Consider the following 19,734-nt stretch of genomic DNA (forward strand, 5'->3'; position numbering starts at 1 on the left):
GCGACTCTACGCGGCGCCCATTCGGTTAACTCGGCTCCCCCTGAAAGCGGACCTGCCCAGCGTCTGCGCGGGACAGGTAGGGTCTAATAACCAACTGGCGGCGTCACCAACCCAATCGCAATTTTTGAAATCGGGTCACGATATCCGAAGTTCCGGTTGCGCCATCGACGAGAATAAACAGCCGATCAGGACGGTCTGCGAAATCCTCGCGGCGACCGATTATGGTTACTCCCCATCCTTGCCGGATGAAGGGCTGTCCACCGTCCACCGTTTCCCAATAGGATTCCATCAAGTTCAGCCGCGGGCAGGAGGCAAGATAGCCCCAAGGGATCACTAAACTTTGCGGGCCACCCTCCCCCCAGAGTGTTCTCGTTCGACGTATAGTGACAATGGGCCGGTCAAAATTCACCGGGGATTCATCGTACTGCGTGATGTCCATATCCTCGATAACGCCTCGATATAGAACATCGACTTGCCGCAAGGCCTGATCCTCATCTACACGTTGCTTGGCTGGAACCCAGCCAAGCGGAGGAGTACAGGCGATCGCGGTCGTAGATGTGACCGAAGCTAAAACAACAAGCGCTTGGACAATCGACCGGATGTTCATGCTGGAACGTAGCGCCGATAAATTCAAAGGTTGCAATAGGTCGAGCGCTGTCATCGCCAATAACGCCAACCCTTATATCTGTACGCGGCCTGCGCAGCCCGCGTTCTAGCAAAGCGCTCGACGTCGAAACCCCAGGACAAGCCCTTGGATGGCGACGCTTTCAGTCCCCGACCGTCACCACGATCTTGCCCAGGGCCTGACGGTCGCCAAGCGCCTTGATCGCCTCGCCGGCCTTTTCCAACGCGAAGGTCTTCGACACGCGCGGCTTGATCTTGCCGTCGGCGTACATCTGCATCAGCTCAGCCATATTGGCCGCGTGGCCCTTGGGATCGCGCGCAACGGCCGCACCCCAGAACACCCCGATCACCGACACCGACTTCAACAGCGTCAGGTTCAGCGGTAGGGACGGGATCCCGGCCGGGAAGCCGACCACCAGATACCGCCCGTTCCAGTCCATGGCCCGCAGCGCCGGGTCGCAATAATCCCCGCCCACCGCGTCATAGACCACGTCGGCGCCGTCGCGGCCGGTGGCCAGCCTGAACTCGCCCGACAACTCCTTCTGCGCCGCTCGATCCATCGGACCGGACGGATAGATCAGGCCGTTGTCGGCCCCGAGGTCCAGGGCGAACTGGACCTTGTCGTTGGTCGAGGCGGCGGCGACCACACGCGCGCCCATGGCCTTGCCCAGTTCGACGGCGGCGGCGCCCACGCCCCCGGCCGCGCCCAGCACCAGCAGGGTCTCGCCCGGCTGAAGTTTCGCCCGGTCCTTCAGCGCATAATAGCTGGTGCCATAGGTCATGATCAGGGCCGCCGCCTCCTCGAAGCTCATGGCCTCGGGGATGGGGATGAGCGTCTCGGCCCGCACCGCCAGCCGTTCGACCAGCCCGCCCCAGCCGGGCACGGCGATGACCCGGTCGCCCTTGCGCACGCCCTTGACGCCCTCGCCCACCGCCTCGACCACGCCCGCGACCTCTGCGCCGGGCGAGAAGGGCCGTTCGGGCCTGAACTGGTATTTATCCTCGATGATCAGCGTGTCGGGATAGTTGATCCCCACAGCCTTGACCTCGATGATCACCTCGCCCGCCTTGGGCGTGGGATCAAGCACGTCCTCGACCACCAGAGTTTCGGGACCGCCAGGAGCCTTGGACAGAACAGCGCGCATAGAAGTTTCCTTTCTTGGCCTACCGCGCTTCGCGCTGCTTGAGGCCGTTTGCATTTCCTTAGGCCTATCGCTTCGCTGCTTGAGGCCGTTTTCCCTGGACCGACATGGCGCGGCCTTCATCGCGACGCTAAAGAGCGCCACGCCCGATTGAAAGAGGCGACGAAAACCAGGCTCAGGAAGACCCCATGACCGCCCTCATCCTCCACGGCGGCGCCGGCGCCCGGCGCGAACGCAACTATGACGCCGAGATCGTGCATATGCGCCAGGTGGTCGAGGCCATGAAGGTCCGGCTGGACGCGGGCGACAGCGCCCTGGACGTCGCCACGGCCGCCGTCGTCATGCTCGAGGATTCCGGCCTCTATGTCGCCGGCAAGGGCGCCTCGCCCAATCTGGCCGGCGCCTATGAACTCGACGCCAGCATCATGGATGGATCGACAAAGCGCGCCGGCGCCGTCGCCGCCCTGCAGGGGTTCCGCAACCCCGTCGTCGCCGCCCGCGCCGTTATGGACCGCACGCCCCACGTCATGCTGGTGGGCGAGGGCGCGGCCCTGTTCGCCCATGACCAGGGGCTGGAACCCATCGCCGACGAGACCGCCTGGTTCACCGGCGCCGGCCAGGGTGAAGACAATCACCCGCCCGGAACCCTCAGCCACGGCACCGTCGGCGTCTGCGTGCTGGACAGCCAGGGACGGCTCGCCGCCGCCACCTCGACCGCCGGGGTGTTCGGCAAAATGCCCGGTCGCGTCGGCGACACCCCCATCCCCGCCGCCGGCACCTGGGCCGACGCCAAGGCCGCCACCTCCTGCACGGGCCAAGGCGAATATTTCATCCGTGTCGCCGCCGCCGCCCAGGTCGCCTGGCGCGTCGCCGGGGGCCAGACCCTGGCCGAGGCGACCCAGGCCGTGATCGACGAGATCGGATCCATGGGTGGCGACGGCGGAATGATCGCCCTGGACGCCGCAGGCAACATCGCCGCCCCCTTCAACAGCCAGGGCATGAAACACGCCTGGCTGACCCCCGCCGGCGAGATCGGCGTCGAGGTCTTCAGGGACTAGGTTTTCGCCGACATCACGTCGGAAATGGTGGTCAGCAGCACCTTCAGATCGATGGGCTTGGCGACCACCGCATCCATGCCCGCCGCCAGATAGGTCTCGACCTGCTCCACCATCGCATTGGCGGTCAGGGCGATGATCGGCGTCCGCGCCAGGCCCTCGTCGGCCTCGCGTTTTCGGATGGTCTGCGTCGCCGTGGGGCCATCCATGTTCGGCATTTGCACGTCCATCAGGATCAGGTCCCAAGCGCGCGCCTGCGTGGCCTCGACCGCCTGCAGGCCGTCCTCGACGATCTCGACCTCGATCCCGACCTGGCCCAGCAGGCCGCGTATCACCTGCTGATTGACCGGATGATCCTCGGCGACCAGCACCCGCAGCGCCGCCTGCGGCTCGGCGTCCGGTGCATCCCCGCTGTCCTTCACAGGCTGCGCCGACATCAGCGGCAGGGTGACGACGAAGGCCGCCCCCTCGCCCGCCTCGCTCTCGACGTCGATCCGGCCGTCCAGCAGGTCCACCAGCGCCGCAACGATCGACAGCCCCAGTCCCGCCCCGTCGCGCCGGTCCACCGCCGCCGCCTCGATCTGGGCGAAGCGCGTGAATAGCTGCCCGATCTGATCGGCCGGTATGCCCCGCCCGGTGTCCGAGACCCGCAACACCACCCCGGCGTCCGTGCGCGCAACATCCAACGCCACCTGGCCCTCGGCCGTGAACTTGATAGCATTGGACAGCAGGTTGAACAGGATCTGCCGCAGCCGCACCGGGTCGGCGCTAACCCATCCCAGCCCGTCGGAACGCACATGCAAGGCCAGCCCCTTGCTGTCCGCCAGCGGCCTCAGCGTCTCGGTCACCTCGTGGATCAGCGCGTCGGCGTCGATGGTCTGGGGCACGATCTCGAGCCTGCCCTCCTCGATCCGCGACAGATCGAGGATCTGGTTGATCAGATCCAGCAGGGTATGAGCCGACCGATCCAGGATCTCCAGCCGCGTCTTCTGCCGATCCTCGAGCGCATCTGCGGCCATAATCTGCGTCATCCCGATGACACCGTTCAGAGGCGTGCGGATTTCGTGGCTCATATTGGCCAGGAAGCGGGACTTGGCGGCATTGGCCTCGTCCGCCTCTTGCCGCGCGCATAGCGCGGCGTCCCGATCCCCCACGGCCGCTTCGTGCGCCGCCTGGACCTCGACAAGCAGCACCTTGTTGCGCTGGTCGGCAGCGAACAGGTCGCACCAGAGGGCGTGCGTCGCCCGCGCGATGACGAAGAGAATGGCGACCAGCATGACAAAAGCGGCCATGACCGCCAGCCCGTGCGGCCCGGTCAGGGACGGATAGATCACCACAAGCACGGTCGCGCAGATCGGCGCCGCCGCCAGACCCAGAAGCCTCGGCGCCGCGCTGAACTGGACGAAGGCCGCCCCGATCGACCAGACCTGGATCAGCACCACCACCAGCATCACGTCGGGGCGGGGGTTCATCAGCCAGGCGATCAACGGCCCCGACACCCCCAGGCCGAACCGAACCGCCACGATCACCATCAGCACGAGCGGCCAGCCGGACGCCGGCGCCGCGTCCCGCCGATAGCGCTTCACCCGCCGCTGCGCCCAGGCGTCAAACGCCATGCCCACGGCGGCGAAACCCAGCCCCAGCCAAGGCTGCCCCAAGGCCGCCAGGATCAGCCCAGCCGCCGCCCAACTGCCGTAGAGAACGGCCGGCGGAGTAACCATGTTTTCCAGGACGAAAGCCCAGACTGCGATCTTTTCGTCAGAGACAGAGGTCGCTTTCGCTCTTCTCGACACGCGTCCTCGGCATGGGTGGGCGCTGAATGCGACCTTTCGGCAATAGATCGCCACCATGAACTTGTCCATGAACGACCGGCTTGGTCCCCAGCTTCATTACATCTCGGTAAGGTGCAAGTCGGCCAATCGCTGATACGGTCGGCTCCGCCCGTTGTTCCGGGCTTCGGAGCCCTTCATGAAATTCCGCCTGACCGCCACCGTAGCCGCATCGGCCTTGATGCTGGGCCTCGCCGCCCCCGCCTTCGCAGAAGGCGCTGCCGCCTCTGCCGCCGCCGTTCAGGCGCCCCAGGGCGTCACCGTCCCGCCGCTGGGCTTCGCCAAGCGCGTCCTGCCGAACGGGCTGGAGGTCTATACGGCGCGCGACGCCGCCGCCTCCAACGTCACGGTCCAGGTCTGGTACAAGGTCGGCTCCAAGGACGATCCGGCCGGTCGTTCGGGCTTCGCCCACCTGTTCGAACACCTGATGTTCAAGTCCACGAAGAACTTGCCGCCCGAGACGTTCGACCGGCTGACCGAGGACGTGGGCGGCTCCAACAACGCCTTCACCGCCGACGACACCACCGCCTATTTCGAGACCGTGCCAGCCAACCATCTGGAGCGGATGCTGTTCGCCGAGGCCGACCGCATGGGCTCGCTGGTCGTGGACGAGCCGACCTTTGTCGCCGAGCGCGACGTGGTGAAAGAGGAATACCGTCAGCGTATCCTGGCCAATCCCTATGGCCGCCTGTTCGGCCTGTTCGTGCCCGAGACCATCTATCAGGACAGCCCCTATCGCCGCCCCGGCATCGGTTCAATCGAGGAGCTTGAGGCCTCGTCGCTGGAGGACGTGCGCCGCTTCCACGCCACCTATTATCGGCCGGACGCCGCCTATCTGATCGTGGCCGGCAACTTCGACCAGGCCCAGCTGGACCGCTGGATCGACCAGTATTTCGGCCCGCTGAAAAATCCGACGACGCCGATCCCGACCAACAATGTCGTCGAGCCCGAGCCGACGGGCCCCCGCAACGTCACCTATTACGCGCCGAACGTGCCCCTGCCCGCCGCCGTCGTCGCCTGGCCGACGGTCAAATACGCCGACGCCGACCGCGCCGCTCTGACGGTGCTGGACGGCATCCTGTCCACCGGTGAATCGAGCCGACTTTATCGCTCGCTGGTGTATGACAAGCAGATCGCGGCCCAGATCGGCTCGACCCCCGACTTCTCGCAACAGGCCGGAAACCTGTCGGCCCTGGCCATCATGGCCCAGGGTCACACGGCCGAGGAAGGCGTCGCCGCCCTGAACGAAGAAATCGCCAAGCTGCGCGACGCCCCCGTCACCGCCGAGGAACTATCAGAGGCCAAGAACGAGCTGGTCGCCGACGCCCTGCGCAGCCGCGAGACGGTGGACGACCGCGCCACCGCCCTCGGTTTCGCCCTCATCAACACCGGCTCGGCCGCCGCCGCCGACGACGAGGTCGCGCAGATCCAGGCCGTCACCATTGCCGATGTCCAGCGCGTGGCTCGCAAATATCTGACGCCGCAACGCCAATCGACGATCGCCTTCCTGGCCGCCGATGACGCGAACCCCGCCTCGATCCAGAAGATGAACGTCGGCGCCCCCGTCGCCGTCGCCGACCTGGCCCCGGCCGGCGTGCCCGCCGTCCTTCTGCCCGAGGCCGATCGCACGCCCCTGCCCCAGCCGGGCGCCGAGGTCGCGCCCGTGACCCCGGCTGTCGCGGACTTCCGCCTCGACAACGGCCTGCGCGTTCTGGTCGCCCCGACAGACGGCGTGCCGCTGGTCTCGGCCCGCCTCAGCTTCGACGCCGGCTCGTCCGACGATCCGGCGGGCAAGGCCGGCATCGCCGCCATGACCGCCGCCCTGCTGACGCAAGGCACCAAAACGAAGACCGCGCCCGAGATCGCCACCCAGATCGAACAACTGGGCGCCACCGTCGGCGCCGGCGCGGGCGTGGACTTCTCCAACGTCTACGCCAACGCCCCGTCCAACGCCTTCCCGGCGACGGTCGCCCTGATGGCCGATCTGGTGAAGAACCCGACCTTCGCCGCCGAGGAGCTTGAGCGTCAGCAGGCCCAGACCCTGGACGGCCTGCGCGTCGCCCTCAGCCAGCCGGCCGCCATCGCCGGCATGACCGTGGGCCGCGTTATCTACGGCGACGCTCCCTATGGCGCGACCATCACGCAACAGACGGTGCCGACCATCACCCCGGCCGACGTCGCCGCCTTCCACGCCGCCCGCTATCGCCCGTCGGACGCGACCCTGGTCTTCTCGGGCGACATCACCCCCGCCGCCGCCCGCGCTCTGGCGCAGCAGGCGTTCGGCGACTGGAACCCGGCCGGCGCGGCTCCCGCCGCCACCACCAACCCCGCCGGCCAGGCCCTGGCGCCCCGCATCGTTGTGGTGAACCAGCCCGGCGCAGGCCAGGCCGCTGTCGTCGCCGCCGTTCGTGGCGTGTCGCGCACCGACGCCGACTTCTTCCCTCTGACGGTCGGCAACAGCCTGCTGGGCGGCGGCTTCTCGTCGCGTCTGAACCAGGAAATCCGCATCAAGCGTGGCCTGTCCTATGGAGCCTCGTCGTCGCTGGGCGCGCGGGCGGATGCGGGCCTGTTCACCGCCTCGACCCAGACCAAGAACGAAACCGCCGACGAGGTCGCCGACCTGATCCTGGCCGAGATCGCCAAGCTGGGAACCGAGACCCCCAGCAACGCGGACCTGGCTCCGCGCCGCGCCACCCTGATCGGCGGTTTCGGACGCTCGCTGGAGACGGTGGATGGCCTGGGCGCCCTTGTCGCCAATCTGGCCCTCTATGATCTGCCGATGAGCGATCTCGCTGACTACGCCGGCCGGGTCCGCGCCGTGACGCCCGAACAGGTCCAGGCCGCCTTCGCCGAACACCTGCCGGTCAATCGCGCCAGCCTGGTGATTGTCGGCGACGGCTCGCTGTTCCTCGACGCCCTGCGCGCCAAACACCCGAACCTCGAAGTTATCGAGGCCGGCGCCCTGAACCTGAACAACGGGTCGCTGAAGTAAGGGCGCGCAAATACCCTCTCCCTCCCCCGCTAGGGGAGGGAGAGACGCCGTCTCATACTCGCCAACCATCCTAATCCGGCCGGCGCCGCCCAAGCTTTTCAATACCTTGAAGACCCGCAGCGTCTTTCACCCATACGCGGTCCCGACCGGGGTTATGATCCACCCCCCGGCCTTTGACATCGCGATCCCGCCGACTTGGACTCCTTGGCCGACTTGGACTGTTTTTCAGAGTCCAACTTCGAGTCCAACTCGCCTTCAAATTGCACAGTGCAGTTCGAGTTCGACTTTTTCTTTCAAAGATTACAGTTGGTTGACAGAAGATTGCACTTCGTTGCACTGTTTTTCCCGAGTGCAACTTTGCCGCCTAGACCGACAGGCACACCACCTGGGCCACGCGCAAATCGCGCCTCAGCCGGTTCGACACCCGCCCATAATCCTCGGTCGTGACCGCCAGGCCCCGCGCGTCCTCGCCCGCCGTCTGTTCGCCCCGGATCGCCGGGCCGAAGGTCTCGGGCGCCGTCGTATAGATCCGGCCCCGGCGCGGCGCCTCGGCGATGGTGACGCCCACGACCCGGCCTTGCGCGTCCAGGGCCGGCGCGCCAGACAGGCCCGACAGCGTGCCCTCCAACCCATTGGTGCGCCCGACCTCGGCCCAGGCCAGCACCGGCTCGTCGCGCGCCCCGCGTCCGAACACCTTCAGCGTCTCGCGACCCAGGAGACGCGAGGTCACCTCGCCCGGCCGCCCCTGCGGGAACCCGGGATGGAAGGCTCTCTGCCCCTTCCTCAACGGCGCCTCGGCCGCGACCGGAAGGGCGGCCGGCCCCCCGTCGGTGATCAGCAGGGCGATGTCCGCGCGCGGCGCCAGGCGCACGTCGGCCGCCACCGCCCGGCCCTGTCCCACCACCAGGGCCGGCCTGCGACAGCCCTCCACCACATGGCGCGCAGTGATCCAGCGCCCCTGCCCGGCGATGGAGAAGGCGGTCCCCGACGACGGCTTGAACGGCGCCTCGCCTGCATCGACGGTCACGGCGGCGTCGAACGGGGTGATCGGTCCCAAGAGCGGCCCTTCGACCTCGGAGGCGGGCGCCGACGCGGGCGGCGCATCCGCATTCTCGCGCCGGCCCAGCGACACCGCCAGGAAGACGGCCGCCACCGCTCCGTAGATGGCCCAGTCCGGCAGGCGGGGAAATTGCATGAACCCGGCCGATCAGCCGGTCAGCGCGGCGGACAGGATCACGGCCGTCGCCAGCTTTGCGCCCAGCAGCACCACCGCCGCGGCGATCTCGCCGTCCTTGATCCGCTGCGGCAGGCCCGTCAGCAGCAGGTCCACCACCCGGAACGCCAGCAGTTGCAGCATCACCGTCGCCACCCCCCAGATGGCGATGTCGCGCACCGAGGTCGACACCGAAAGAGACACCGCCAACGGCACGGCCAGACCCACAAGTATCCCCGCGAATGCGATGGCGGCGGCCGTATTGCCCTGACGGATCAGCGCGACCTCCTTCCACGGCGTCAGCAGGGCATAGACTGTGGCGCCCGCCGCGAGCAGCAGCAGGGTGACGATCAGGTGCATGACCATGACCGGGAAGCCCGAGGCGAAAGCCTGAACCTCGGCGCTGGAAAGGACGTTCGACAAGGACGGATCCATACCTAGACGCTTGCCCGATTGTCGCCCCAATCCGCAAGCGCGGCCGGGACACAGTGCGTGACATTATGTGTCGAGGGTTGTGTCTCCTCCCTATCGCGTAGCGATGGGGAGGAGACGCGGCGCATCTTCGCGCCGTGACGGAGGGGCTCTTTGGTCCATCACAAGCGGCAGCGTGACTTTAGAGCCCCTCCACCGCTTCGCGGTCCCCCTCCCCACAAGTGGGGAGGAGACGACGGATCAGGCCGCCGCCTGTTCCGCCTTGCGCAGCGTCGAAGCCCGGACCTTTTCGCTCTCGGACTTCAGCTGACCGCAGGCGGCCAGGATGTCGCGGCCGCGGGGGGTGCGGATGGGCGAGGCATAGCCGGCCTTGTTCAGGATGGCCGCGAACCGTTCGATCGTCTTCCAGTCGGAGCATTCGTATTCGACGCCCGGCCAGGGGTTGAACGGGATCAGGTTGATCTTGGCCGGGATGCCCTCGATCAGCTTGAGCAAGGCGCGCGCCTCTTCGGGGCTGTCGTTGACGCCCTTCAGCATGACGTATTCGAACGTCACCCGGCGCGCGTTCGACAGGCCCGGATAGGCTCGGATGCCCGCCATCAGCTGGTCGAGATTGTACTTCTTGTTCAGCGGCACCAGCACGTCGCGCAGCGCATCGTTGGTGGCGTGCAGGCTGATGGCCAGCATGGCCGCCGTGCGCGTGCCAAGCGCATCCAGTTGCGGCACCACGCCCGAGGTCGAGACGGTGATGCGGCGACGCGACAGGGCGATGCCCTCGTTGTCCGAGATGATGTCGATGGCGTCGGCGACGTGGTCCAGATTGTAGAGCGGCTCGCCCATGCCCATGAAGACGATGTTCGACAGGCGCCGGTCTTCCTTGGGCGACGGCCATTCCTCCAGGTCGTCGCGGGCGACCTGGACCTGGGCCACGATCTCGGCGGCGGTCAGGTTGCGGACCAACTTCTGCGTGCCGGTGTGGCAGAAGGTGCAGTTCAGGGTGCAGCCGACCTGGCTGGACACGCACAGGGCGCCGGCCCGACCCACGTCGGGGATATAGACGGTCTCGATCTCGATGCCCGGCGCGGTGCGGATCAGCCATTTGCGGGTGCCGTCCTTGGACACCTGGCGTTCGACGATCTCGGGGCGGGCCAGGGTGAAATGCTCGGCTAGCCTGGCCTGCATGTCCTTGGCGACGTTGCTCATGGCCGAAAACTCGGTCACGCCATAGTGGTGGATCCAGCCCCACACCTGGCTGGCGCGCATCTTGGCCTTTTCAGGCGGACAGACGTCGGCGTCGATCAGCGCCTGGCGCAGGCCCGCGCGCGTCAGACCGCTGAGGTTGACGGGGGCCTTCATGGCGGGCGCGTTCGAGACGCGCGAAAGGTCGAGCGTGATGCTCAAGGCGGCGATCCTGCGTGAGGTTGAGCCGGCCTATATAGCACGGATCCCGGCGATTGCATGGCCAGGGCGGATTCGGCAGCTTTAGAGGCCCACGTCCCAGACGCCGGCGTCGCGCATCCGGGTCTCTCGCGCCTCTTCGGCCCGGCCGCCCATGTCGCAGGCCATGCTGCGGATCGCGGTCGAGACGGTGGTCTTGTGCACCCCCGGCACGACGGCATGGGCGAAGGCGGCGCCCGCCAGACGCAGCAGTTTGAAGCCGAACCCGGCCGAGGCGGCCATATGCTGCAGATAGGTTTCCTCGACCTCGCGCGGGTGGTCGCGGAACAGGCGGTCGAACGGCGTCGAACCCGAACGGCTGCGGTCGATCGTCGTCTGGCTCATGGCGGCGGCCTCCCCTGTTTCGTCGCCCCTATGGTCACGCCGTACGGCGCCGGACGCAACCCCTGTCGCGATCTGTTCATTCCGCCCGCCCATCGCGCATCAGGGCCATCGTCAGGAGCGAAAACTCCGTCTAGGGTCACGGTTCGATCAAGGAATTGCTCATGCCGATCCGCCTCAAGGCCGCCTCCTCCATGGCCGTCGCAATGGCCTTGCTGGCCTCTGCCGGCCCGGTGCTGGCCCAGTCGAGCGCCGCCGGCCTGCCCTATGACGCCCGTCGCGGCGTGTTCAGCTTCTCGTCGGGGCTGGAGGGGTCGCTGCCGGCGGTGGTTCAGGTGACCACCCTGGGCCAGTCGCGGGGCCCCAGCTCCGACGCCGCCGATCCCAAACCCTATGCCTCCGGTTCTGGCGTCATCGTCGATGCGGCCGAGGGCCTGTTGATCACCAACAATCACGTGGTCGAGGGCGGGCGAAAGTTCACCGTCGACCTGACCGACGGCCGCCTGTTCGACGCCGTCCTGGTCGGGGCGGACAAGGCCACCGACATCGCCGTGCTGCGCATCGTGCCCGACGGCCGGCCGCTGAACCTGAAACAGGTCCAGACGGTGGATTCCGACACCCTGCGGACCGGCGACCTGGCCTTCGCCGTCGGCTATCCGCTGGGCCTGGACCAGACCCTGACCATGGGCGTCATCTCGGGCCTGAACCGCTCGGGCCTGGGCGATGCGGTCGAGGACTATATCCAGACCGACGCCGCCGTGAACTCGGGCAATTCGGGCGGACCCTTGCTGGACAGCCGGGGCCGGCTGATCGGCATCAACACCTCGATCCTGTCGGGCGGCCTGGGCGGCGGCAACGACGGCATCGCCTTCGCCGTGCCGACGCGGATCATGCTGTATGTCGCCGACCAGCTGAAGAAGAACGGCGAGGTCAAGCGCGGCGAGACCGGGGCCATCTTCGGCTCGCTGAACGCCGAGCGGGCGCGAGAGCTGCATCTGGGCATCGTGCGCGGCGCGGTCGTCGCCGATGTCGTGCCGGGATCGCCAGCCGAGCGCGCGGGCCTGCGCCACAACGACGTCATCACCCGCATCCAGGGCCGCCCCGTCGCCAACGCCGGTTCAGTCAACGCCACCATCGGCATCGCCGCGCCCGGTTCGGACCTCAGCGTTTCATATCTGCGCGGCGGCCGCGACGCCACGACCAGCCTGTCGGTCGAGACGCCCGTGGATCAGCCCGTGGTGGTCGGCGCCCAGTCGGTGCTGGCCTATGGCGCGACCTTGCGAAATCAGGACGGCGGCGCCCAGGTCCTGTCCGTCATGGCCGGATCGCCCGCCGCTCAGGCCGAACTGACGGCCGGCGACCTGATCACCACCATCGGCGGCGCAGCCGTCGCCGACGCGCAAGCGGCCGCCACGGCCCTTCAGGGCGCTACGGGTTCGGTCGAGGCGACCGTGCTGAGGAATGGAGAGACCCTGAACCTGACCCTGTCGCTCTAAGCGGCGGGCTCCAGGCCGGGTCAGCGCGTCCTCGCCGCTGTCTGGCAGAGGTCCAGACAGCGAAACGCCCGCCTTGCCAGGGAGGGGGAGGGGAAAGGCAGGGCGGGCGCTCGCTTGGAGGAAGCATCGGCCGCCGGAGCCCTTCGTGGAAACATCCAGGGGGGCTGGGGGGGCTGTTCAGGATCCGGGACGCTTCCGAACTCCGACGAGCCGATGATCGACATTTCGTCGCCTAACCGGGCGGGCGAAGGACCGAAAGAGGGCCATTTGGTGTCTGTGTCGTTTTCTATGCGGCCTCTGGCGCCGAGCCGCGCGCCCCTTAAGTTGAGGGCATGAGCATGAACCCTCACGAGGCGACGCCCAGCGCCGGCCCGGTCTTCTTCGACCGCCGCGAACTGGACCCCATCCTGCGCGTCTATGGCCGCATGGTCGCGCAAGGCGAATGGCGCGACTACGGCATCGTCGGCCATAAGGACTTCGCCGAGTTCGCCGTCTTCCGCCGCACCGGCGACGCCCCCGCCTACCGCATCGAAAAACGCCCGGCGCTTCAGACCCGTCAGGGCCAGTGGGCCGTCATCGGCGAAGGCGGCCAGATCCTGAAACGCGGTCGCGATCTGGCCTAGGTGCTGCGGGTCTTCGATGGCCGCAAGTTCCAAGTGGTGGACTAGGCAAAAAGAAAGGGCCCCGCGAAGGGCCCTTTCCATATCCGTCATGCGACAGAGCTTAGTTCCGGTTGCCGCCCATGAAGGCCAGCAGGAATTGGAACAGGTTCACGAAGTTGATGAACAGGCTCAGCGCGCCGAAGCCCGTGGCAACGCCCATCGCATTCTGGTCGCCGCCCAGTTGATAATAGGTCATCTTCAGACGCTGGGTGTCGTAGGCGATCAAGCCCGCGAAGATCAGCACGCCCAGACCTGAGATGATCAGGTAGAAGGTCCCCGACTGCAGGAACATGTTCACCACCGAGGCGATGATAAGGCCGATCACGCCGAAGATCAGGAAGGTGCCCATGCCGGTCAGGTCCTTCTTGGTGGTGTAACCCACCAGGCTGAGACCGCCGAACGCCGCCGCCGTGACCAGGAAGGTCGAAGCCAGCGAGGCGCCGGTGTAGCGCAGGAACACGATGCCCAGACCCGCGCCGATGGTGGCGACCACGGCCCAGTAGAGCAGGTTCACGCCCTTGGCCGACGGGTTCTTCATGAAGAACATCGAACCGAACAGCATCACCAGCGGCGAGAACTGAACGATCATGCCCAGCATGGTCAGGCCGATCCGGCCGTCAGCCGTCTGGACGAACAGCAGCTGCTGCACAGCCGGGACGTTGCCGGTGACGTAGGCCAGGGCGGCGGCGACCACCAGGCCCAGGGCCAGCTTGTTATAGACGCCCAGCATGAAGCTGCGCAGGCCGGCGTCGACCGACATGTCGGCCGTCTGCGGCAGAGGACGGGCGTAGCCGTTGTTGAAATCGCTCATGGCGACGAACTTTCTCCGATTGGCCGGAGAGGCTTCTCCGGTCACAGGGTTTGAATATCGTGAGCCGAGGCCCTCGCTGCAAGGAAAACCGGACTTGGAGGCCGTTGTTCCTGCCGCTACCTTCGGTCGCATGCTTCGCCTGTTCACCGCCCTGACCCTGCCGCCCGATGTCGGAGACACGCTGAAACGGCGCCAATCCGGCCTGCCCGGCGCGCGCTGGCGGCCGCTGGACGCCCTTCATGTCACGCTCGGCTTCTATGGCGAGACCGACGAACGCCGCGCCGACGACCTGGCGTCGGAGCTGGCGCGCGTGGCGGGTGGTCCGTTCGAGATCGCGCTGAAGGGCGTCGGCTGTTTCGGCGACGACCACCGCAGCCATACCTTATGGGCCGGGGTCGAGACGCCCAACGAACGGCTGTCGGTGCTGGCCGGGCGCTGCAAGTCGGCCGGCGAACGGGCGGGGATCAAAATGGAGGCGCGCACCTACAAGCCGCACGTGACCCTGGCCTATCTGAAGACCCAGACCAATCCCGACCGCATCGGCGCCTGGATGGCGGGACACAATCTGTTGCACTCGCCGCCGATCCGCATCGACCGCTTCGGCCTGTATTCCAGCGTCCTGACCGACAGCGGCAGTTATTATGAGCTGGAGCGGGAGTATCTGCTGTGAGCCCCAATCATGACTGGGCCGCCTACGCCGTGCCGCCCCATGTCACCCTGGGTCCGACGCTGGAGACCGAGCGGTTGATCCTGCGTCCCCCGGCGGTCGAGGACTTTCCGCGCTGGGCCGAGTTCTTGGCCGATCCCGAGACCGCCCGCTTCATCGGCGGCGTCCAGCCCGCACCCCAGGTCTGGCGCATGATCTGCACCGTCGCCGGCATGTGGGCCCTGACCGGCGAGGGCATGTTCTCGATCCTGGAGAAGTCCACCGGCCTGTGGGTCGGCCGGATCGGGCCGCTGCACCCCTATGGCTGGCCCGGCCGCGAGGTGGGCTGGAGCCTGCATCGCGACGCCACCGGCAAGGGCTATGCGGTCGAGGCCGCCGCCGCGACGCTGGACTATGCCTTCGACGTGCTGGGCTGGGACGACGTGATCCACTGCATCGACCCCGAAAATCTGGCCTCCGCCGGGGTGGCGACGCGGCTGGGATCGCACAATCGCGGACCGGGCGTCCTGCCTGAACCGCTACAGGACCACGCCGTCGATCTGTGGGGCCAGACGCGCGACGAATGGGCGGTCAATCGTTTGCGCCTGAAACCCTGAAGGCAACCGATCGCGCCGATGCGTCGTATCCCCTCCAGATCGAACGAGGATACGCCCATGTTTCGCGCCAGCCTGATCGCCGCCTCCGCCGCCCTGGCCTTCCTGCCCGCCACGGCTTTCGCCCAGGCGCAAAGCGTCGATCTGGCGCGCTTCGACGGCCGCTGGTTCGAGATCGAGCGCAATCACAACAATGTCCAGAAGGACTGCAGCCGCGCGCAGATCGACTTCACGCCACGCGACGCCGCCGACCGCTACGCCATCGCCGTGACCTGCACCCGCCGCAACGACGGCCAGACCGAGGTGCTGCGCGCCAACGCCCGCGTCACCGACACCACGACCAACGCCAAGTTTCGGTTCAGCCTGACCGGCCTGCTCAGCTTCGGCGGTCTGGCGGGCCAGAACTACTGGGTCTACGACCACGCCCCGGACTACAGCTGGGCCATCATGGGCCTGCCGGACAAGTCGAACTGGTGGATTTGGCATCGCAACCAGACTGCGTCCCAGGCTGAGCGCGACCGCATCCTGACCCGGGTCCGCGCCCTGGGCTTCAACACCGGCCGCCTGGTGCACACCGGCCTGTAAAGGCGACGCTTGCGATGGGAACGTAGCCGGAACATAACGGTCGGCATGTCCGCCGCCGTCCACCTCGAACTGGTCTTCAGCCGCCCCGAGACCACCCAGTCGGTCACGCGCGGCGTGGCGCGGCTGATGATGGACATGGGCTATGCGCCGCTGCTGGAGGTCTGCCTGCCCAATGGCCGCCGCGCCGACGTCATGGCGATCGGGCGCAAGGGCGACATCGTCATTTGCGAAGTGAAGTCGGGGGTCGACGACTACCGCGTCGACCGCAAATGGCATGAGTATGGGCCGTTCTGCGACGCCTTCTATTTCGCTGTAGCGCCCGAGTTTCCGCAAGACATCCTGCCGAACGAACCGGGCCTGATCGTCGCCGACGGGTTCGGCGGGGCGGTGGTGCGCGAGGCGCCGTCGATGCCGCTGGCGCCCGCGCGTCGCAAGGCTCTGACCCTGGCCTTCGCCCGGTTGGGCGCGATGCGGACGATGCGCGACTAGAGGCGGCGGAAGACGGCGACGGCGAAACCGTCGGCGACGAGGCGCGCCTCGACCTCGACCAGGGGTTCGATGACCACCCCCTTGCCGCCCGTCGCATGGATGATCCGTTCGCTGTCCAGCATCAGGGCCGAATGGCCGGTCCAGTCCTGATCGCCGTCCGGCGCCAACCAGACGACGATGTCGCCGCGATGGATGTCCGTGATTGCAACCGCCCGTCCGAGTTGGGCCTGGGCGTCCGACCGGCGCGGACCGGGCAGGCCGCACGCCAGCAGGGCCTGTTGCACCAGGCCGGAACAGTCGGTGGAAATCGAGGATCGAGCGCCCAGTTCATGCGGGCGGCCCAACAACCGTTCGGCCACCGCCACCGGATCGGGCTCGAACTCGCCCACAGGACGCAGGTCGGCCTCGCTCAGCTCCGGCTTCACGTGGATCACCAGGGCGTTCAGCGGCAGGGCCGCGTCCACGGCGGCGACGCAATAGGTCGCCAGCGGCGCACCGCTCGACAGACTGTCCAGCACGACCCAGCCGACCACCCCGTCACGACGCGCCCGCCCCCAGGCCCTACCGTTGGAACGGTCCAGAACGTCGAAGATTTCGCCGTGCAGCAGTTGGTCGATCCGCCCGTCGTCGTCGGACAGGATGTCCGCCACGGCCGCGCGGCAATGCATGGCCTCTGTCGCCCGATAGGCGTCCGCACGCACCAGCCCTTCCAGCGCCTGTTCGGCGAGGTCGGGGCGAGCAAGGCGATCGCCGGGCGGAAGAAGATCGAGGACGTCGGTCAACGTGAACTCGCGTGATTGAACCCACAGCCTTATCCCCCGATGGCTTAGGGGCCGTTAACGGCCGTCGCTTTTGCGAAAGAAATCAACAGAACCGCGTTCTCAGATATTGGAAGCACGCCCTCAACGCCTGGGCCTCGCCGCCTTCGGGGTGCCCAGGCCGGGCGCGGGGGTTCCAGGCGAAGATGTCCATGTGCGCCCAGGCGCCGGTGGTCGGGGCGAACTTCTGAAGAAACAGGGCGGCGGTGACAGACCCGGCCTGGGCCCAGGCGGAGGAATCGTTCTTCAGATCGGCGATCTCGGTATCCAGCGCGGCGCGATATCCGGCCCACAACGGCATCCGCCACAGCGGATCGCGCACCTGCCCCGCCGCCGCCAGCAGGCCGGCCGCCAGCGTCTCGTCGTCGGTATAGAGAGGCGGCAGGTCCGGCCCCAGCGCGACCCTTGCCGCCCCGGTCAGGGTGGCGAAATCCAGCGTCAGGTCGGGTTCGTGCTCGCCCGCCCGCGTCAGGGCGTCGGCCAGAATCAACCGGCCTTCCGCGTCCGTATTGCCGATCTCGATGGTCAGGCCCTTGCGGCTGTTCAGCACGTCGCCGGGCCGGAAGGCGTCGGCGGACACCGCATTCTCAACCGCCGCCACGATGACCACCAGACGCACGGGCAGGTCCGCCTGCATCACCAACCGCCCCAGGGCCAGGGCGTGGGCCGAGCCGCCCATGTCCTTCTTCATGTTGCGCATCCCGGCGGCGGGCTTCAGGTCCAGCCCGCCGGTGTCGAACACCACCCCCTTGCCGACCAGGGCCACCAGCGGCAGGTCGGTCCGGTCCAGCTTCCAGCCGATTTCGATCAGGCGCGGCGCCCGGTGCGGGGCGGCCGCGCGGCCGACGGCGTGGACGGCCGGATAGTTCTCTTCCAGCAAGGCGTCGCCGGTCGTGACCGTGATCGCGGCCCCGGCGCTCTCGGCGATCTCGCGGGCGATGGTCTCGATCTGCAGCGGCCCCATGTCGGCGGCGGGGGTGTCGACCATCTCGCGCGCCAGGGCGCAGGCGGCGGCGATGCGCGAGACCTCCGCGACATCCACCCTATCCGGCGCGACCAGCCTTGCCGGCGCCCGATCCGGCCGGGCCTTGTAGCGGTCGAACACATAGGCCCCCAGCAGGAAGGCCAGGGTCGCCAGCTCCGCGTCCTCGGCCGCCAGCTCCAGACGATACAGGCCGCCCGGCAACCGCGCCGACAGGCCCCGCACGCTCATCGGATCGAACGTCGCCCCCGCCCCGACCACGATCTGGGCGACCTCGCCGTCCGGTCCCGGCACGATCAGCAGCTGACCCGCCTTGCCCTCGAACCCGTTCAACTCGCCCCATCGACGCGCCCCGGCGTCCAGCGCGCCGCCCGGCTGAACGAAGCGGATCGGGATCGCGCCGTCGCCGTCTTGGGTGGAAACCAGCAGGGGATGCGAGACGGACATGGGGCCCTCGGGACGAAGTTAACCATCAGTTGACGCGAACAGGCGATTCTAGGGGCAAGACCCAAGGACCGCCTGGACCTGACCCATGTCGCGCATGCCCGCCCTTCTCGCAACCGTCGCCCTGATCGCCCTGTCGGGAGGATCGGCCCTGGCGGCCGACCCGACGCCCGCCACGACGGCCCAAAATCAGGCCCAAAATCAGGCCCAGACGCGTGCGCCGTCTTCGGCTGCGGTGCGCGCCACCTATGACCGGATGGACGCCCTGTCGCGCTCGGTCTTCTGGGCGTCGGAGCAGCAGGCCGATCCGACCGATGCGACAGCCGGCGTCAAACTGGCCCAGGCCCTGCGCGAACTGGGCCGCTACGATCAGGCCGCCGAGGCCGCCCAGGCGACCTTGACCGTCCAGCCGAACAATCTCGACGCCCTGCTGGAGTTGGGGCGCGCCCATATCGCGCGGGGTCAGGCCTTCTATGGCGTGGCGCCGCTGGAACAGGCCCGCAATCAGGCGCCGCGCGACTGGCGCGCCTATTCCCTGCTGGGTGTGGCCTATGAGCAGGTGCGCCGCACAGACGACGCCCATGCCGCCTGGAACCAGGCCCTGGCCCTGTCGCCCGACAACCCCGACGTCCTGACCAACGCCGCCACCGCCGCCCTGACCCACGGCGATGCGCCGGGCGCCGAGACCCTGCTGCGCCGCGCCGTCGCCCAGCCGACCGCCTCGGCCAAGGTGCGCCAGAACCTGGCCATGGTGCTGGGCCTGCAAGGCAAGATGGGCGAGGCCGAACAGATCCTGCGCCGCGAACTGCCGCCCGAGCAGGCCGAGCAAAACCTGCAATGGCTGCGGTCCCGCAGCACCGACGCCGCGTCCAGCGGCGGCGCACCGGCGACCGACACGGCCCGCACCTGGAATTCGCTGCAAGGCAGCTGATCGACCCGTTGCGGTCGGCCGGCGCGCGTGGTGGATGAGGCCATGGCTTCCCTCCCCGCTTCCCGCGCCTACCAGGCCTTCCTGTTCGATATGGACGGCACCTTGATCACCTCGACCCTGGCGGCAGAACGGGTCTGGACCCGCTGGGCCGAGCGTCACGGCCTCGATGTGGCGGCCTTGCTGTCGGTCA

The 19,734-nt window shown here is 67.8% G+C and carries 19 protein-coding genes; 9 read left to right on the forward strand and 10 right to left on the reverse strand.

The features are described from left to right. Nucleotides 1–103: 103 nt before the first annotated feature. Both ACZZZD_RS09695 and ACZZZD_RS09700 read right to left on the reverse strand, forming a co-directional pair. Nucleotides 104–661 carry a hypothetical protein gene (locus ACZZZD_RS09695; RefSeq protein WP_463434624.1) on the reverse strand — a complete coding sequence of 186 codons (558 nt, stop codon included), beginning with the start codon at nt 659–661 and terminating at the stop codon, nt 104–106. 106 nt (nt 662–767) lie between these two features. Then, nucleotides 768–1,769 carry an NADPH:quinone oxidoreductase family protein gene (locus ACZZZD_RS09700; RefSeq protein ID WP_463434626.1) on the reverse strand — a complete coding sequence of 334 codons (1,002 nt, stop codon included), beginning with the start codon at nt 1,767–1,769 and terminating at the stop codon, nt 768–770. Between the two features lie 185 nt (nt 1,770–1,954). Here ACZZZD_RS09700 and ACZZZD_RS09705 point away from each other — a divergent pair, with 185 nt between their 5' ends. Further along, nucleotides 1,955–2,824 carry an isoaspartyl peptidase/L-asparaginase family protein gene (locus ACZZZD_RS09705; protein ID WP_463434628.1) on the forward strand — a complete coding sequence of 290 codons (870 nt, stop codon included), beginning with the start codon at nt 1,955–1,957 and terminating at the stop codon, nt 2,822–2,824. Here ACZZZD_RS09705 and ACZZZD_RS09710 read toward each other — a convergent pair. Further along, nucleotides 2,821–4,542 (reverse strand): ATP-binding protein, encoded by a 1,722-nt coding sequence (locus ACZZZD_RS09710; protein WP_463434630.1) that lies wholly within the window; start codon nt 4,540–4,542, stop codon nt 2,821–2,823. The genes ACZZZD_RS09705 and ACZZZD_RS09710 overlap by 4 nt on opposite strands. A 247-nt stretch (nt 4,543–4,789) precedes the next feature. Here ACZZZD_RS09710 and ACZZZD_RS09715 point away from each other — a divergent pair, with 247 nt between their 5' ends. Next, complete coding sequence (locus tag ACZZZD_RS09715; RefSeq protein WP_463434632.1) at nt 4,790–7,642, forward strand: M16 family metallopeptidase; 2,853 nt, start codon at nt 4,790–4,792, stop codon at nt 7,640–7,642. Between the two features lie 364 nt (nt 7,643–8,006). On the opposite strand, the gene ACZZZD_RS09720 is transcribed toward ACZZZD_RS09715, so the two are convergent. The 4 genes from ACZZZD_RS09720 to ACZZZD_RS09735 form a co-directional block, all read right to left on the reverse strand. Beyond that, the gene (locus tag ACZZZD_RS09720) at nt 8,007–8,837 is read right to left on the reverse strand and encodes a S1 family peptidase (protein WP_463434634.1); all 831 of its coding nucleotides are present in this window, start codon (nt 8,835–8,837) and stop codon (nt 8,007–8,009) included. A 12-nt stretch (nt 8,838–8,849) separates the two neighbouring features. Beyond that, on the reverse strand, nt 8,850–9,290 hold the full coding sequence (locus tag ACZZZD_RS09725) for a DUF350 domain-containing protein (RefSeq protein WP_463434635.1): 441 nt from the start codon (nt 9,288–9,290) through the stop codon (nt 8,850–8,852). Nucleotides 9,291–9,527: 237 nt separating this feature from the next. Continuing rightward, nucleotides 9,528–10,688 (reverse strand): dual-specificity RNA methyltransferase RlmN, encoded by a 1,161-nt coding sequence (gene rlmN, locus ACZZZD_RS09730; protein ID WP_463434637.1) that lies wholly within the window; start codon nt 10,686–10,688, stop codon nt 9,528–9,530. 81 nt (nt 10,689–10,769) lie between these two features. After that, on the reverse strand, nt 10,770–11,069 hold the full coding sequence (locus ACZZZD_RS09735) for a DUF6356 family protein (RefSeq protein WP_463434639.1): 300 nt from the start codon (nt 11,067–11,069) through the stop codon (nt 10,770–10,772). A 161-nt stretch (nt 11,070–11,230) separates the two neighbouring features. On the opposite strand from ACZZZD_RS09735, the gene ACZZZD_RS09740 reads away from it, so the two are divergent. Together ACZZZD_RS09740 and ACZZZD_RS09745 are read left to right on the forward strand one after the other, a co-directional pair. Beyond that, nucleotides 11,231–12,562, forward strand: coding sequence for a trypsin-like peptidase domain-containing protein (locus tag ACZZZD_RS09740; protein WP_463434641.1), 1,332 nt, complete (start codon nt 11,231–11,233; stop codon nt 12,560–12,562). Between the two features lie 332 nt (nt 12,563–12,894). After that, entirely contained in the window at nt 12,895–13,185 is a 291-nt protein-coding gene (locus ACZZZD_RS09745; protein WP_463434643.1) for a DUF2794 domain-containing protein, read from the forward strand. A 100-nt stretch (nt 13,186–13,285) separates the two neighbouring features. On the opposite strand, the gene ACZZZD_RS09750 is transcribed toward ACZZZD_RS09745, so the two are convergent. After that, nucleotides 13,286–14,035, reverse strand: a complete 750-nt coding sequence (locus ACZZZD_RS09750; protein WP_374321986.1) for a Bax inhibitor-1/YccA family protein — start codon at nt 14,033–14,035, stop codon at nt 13,286–13,288. Between the two features lie 130 nt (nt 14,036–14,165). On the opposite strand from ACZZZD_RS09750, the gene thpR reads away from it, so the two are divergent. The 4 genes from thpR to mmcB are packed head-to-tail and all read left to right on the forward strand — an operon-like array spanning nt 14,166 to nt 16,369. Then, nucleotides 14,166–14,705 (forward strand): RNA 2',3'-cyclic phosphodiesterase, encoded by a 540-nt coding sequence (gene thpR, locus ACZZZD_RS09755; RefSeq protein WP_463434645.1) that lies wholly within the window; start codon nt 14,166–14,168, stop codon nt 14,703–14,705. Beyond that, nucleotides 14,702–15,298: a GNAT family N-acetyltransferase gene (locus ACZZZD_RS09760; RefSeq protein WP_463434647.1), complete on the forward strand. Its 597-nt coding sequence runs from the start codon at nt 14,702–14,704 to the stop codon at nt 15,296–15,298. The genes thpR and ACZZZD_RS09760 overlap by 4 nt, the downstream gene beginning before the upstream one ends. A 57-nt stretch (nt 15,299–15,355) precedes the next feature. Beyond that, nucleotides 15,356–15,880 (forward strand): lipocalin family protein, encoded by a 525-nt coding sequence (locus tag ACZZZD_RS09765; RefSeq protein ID WP_463434648.1) that lies wholly within the window; start codon nt 15,356–15,358, stop codon nt 15,878–15,880. 45 nt (nt 15,881–15,925) lie between these two features. Continuing rightward, nucleotides 15,926–16,369 (forward strand): DNA repair putative endonuclease MmcB, encoded by a 444-nt coding sequence (gene mmcB, locus ACZZZD_RS09770; protein ID WP_463434649.1) that lies wholly within the window; start codon nt 15,926–15,928, stop codon nt 16,367–16,369. On the opposite strand, the gene ACZZZD_RS09775 is transcribed toward mmcB, so the two are convergent. Then, on the reverse strand, nt 16,366–17,151 hold the full coding sequence (locus ACZZZD_RS09775) for a C40 family peptidase (protein WP_463434651.1): 786 nt from the start codon (nt 17,149–17,151) through the stop codon (nt 16,366–16,368). The genes mmcB and ACZZZD_RS09775 overlap by 4 nt on opposite strands. Nucleotides 17,152–17,233: 82 nt before the next feature. Then, nucleotides 17,234–18,616, reverse strand: a complete 1,383-nt coding sequence (locus tag ACZZZD_RS09780; RefSeq protein WP_463434653.1) for a leucyl aminopeptidase family protein — start codon at nt 18,614–18,616, stop codon at nt 17,234–17,236. A gap of 85 nt (nt 18,617–18,701) precedes the next feature. Between ACZZZD_RS09780 and ACZZZD_RS09785 the strand changes: the two genes are divergently transcribed. After that, entirely contained in the window at nt 18,702–19,544 is an 843-nt protein-coding gene (locus ACZZZD_RS09785) for a tetratricopeptide repeat protein (protein ID WP_463434655.1), read from the forward strand. Nucleotides 19,545–19,734: the final 190 nt, after the last annotated feature.

This window comes from Brevundimonas sp. AC546 (assembly GCF_979258305.1).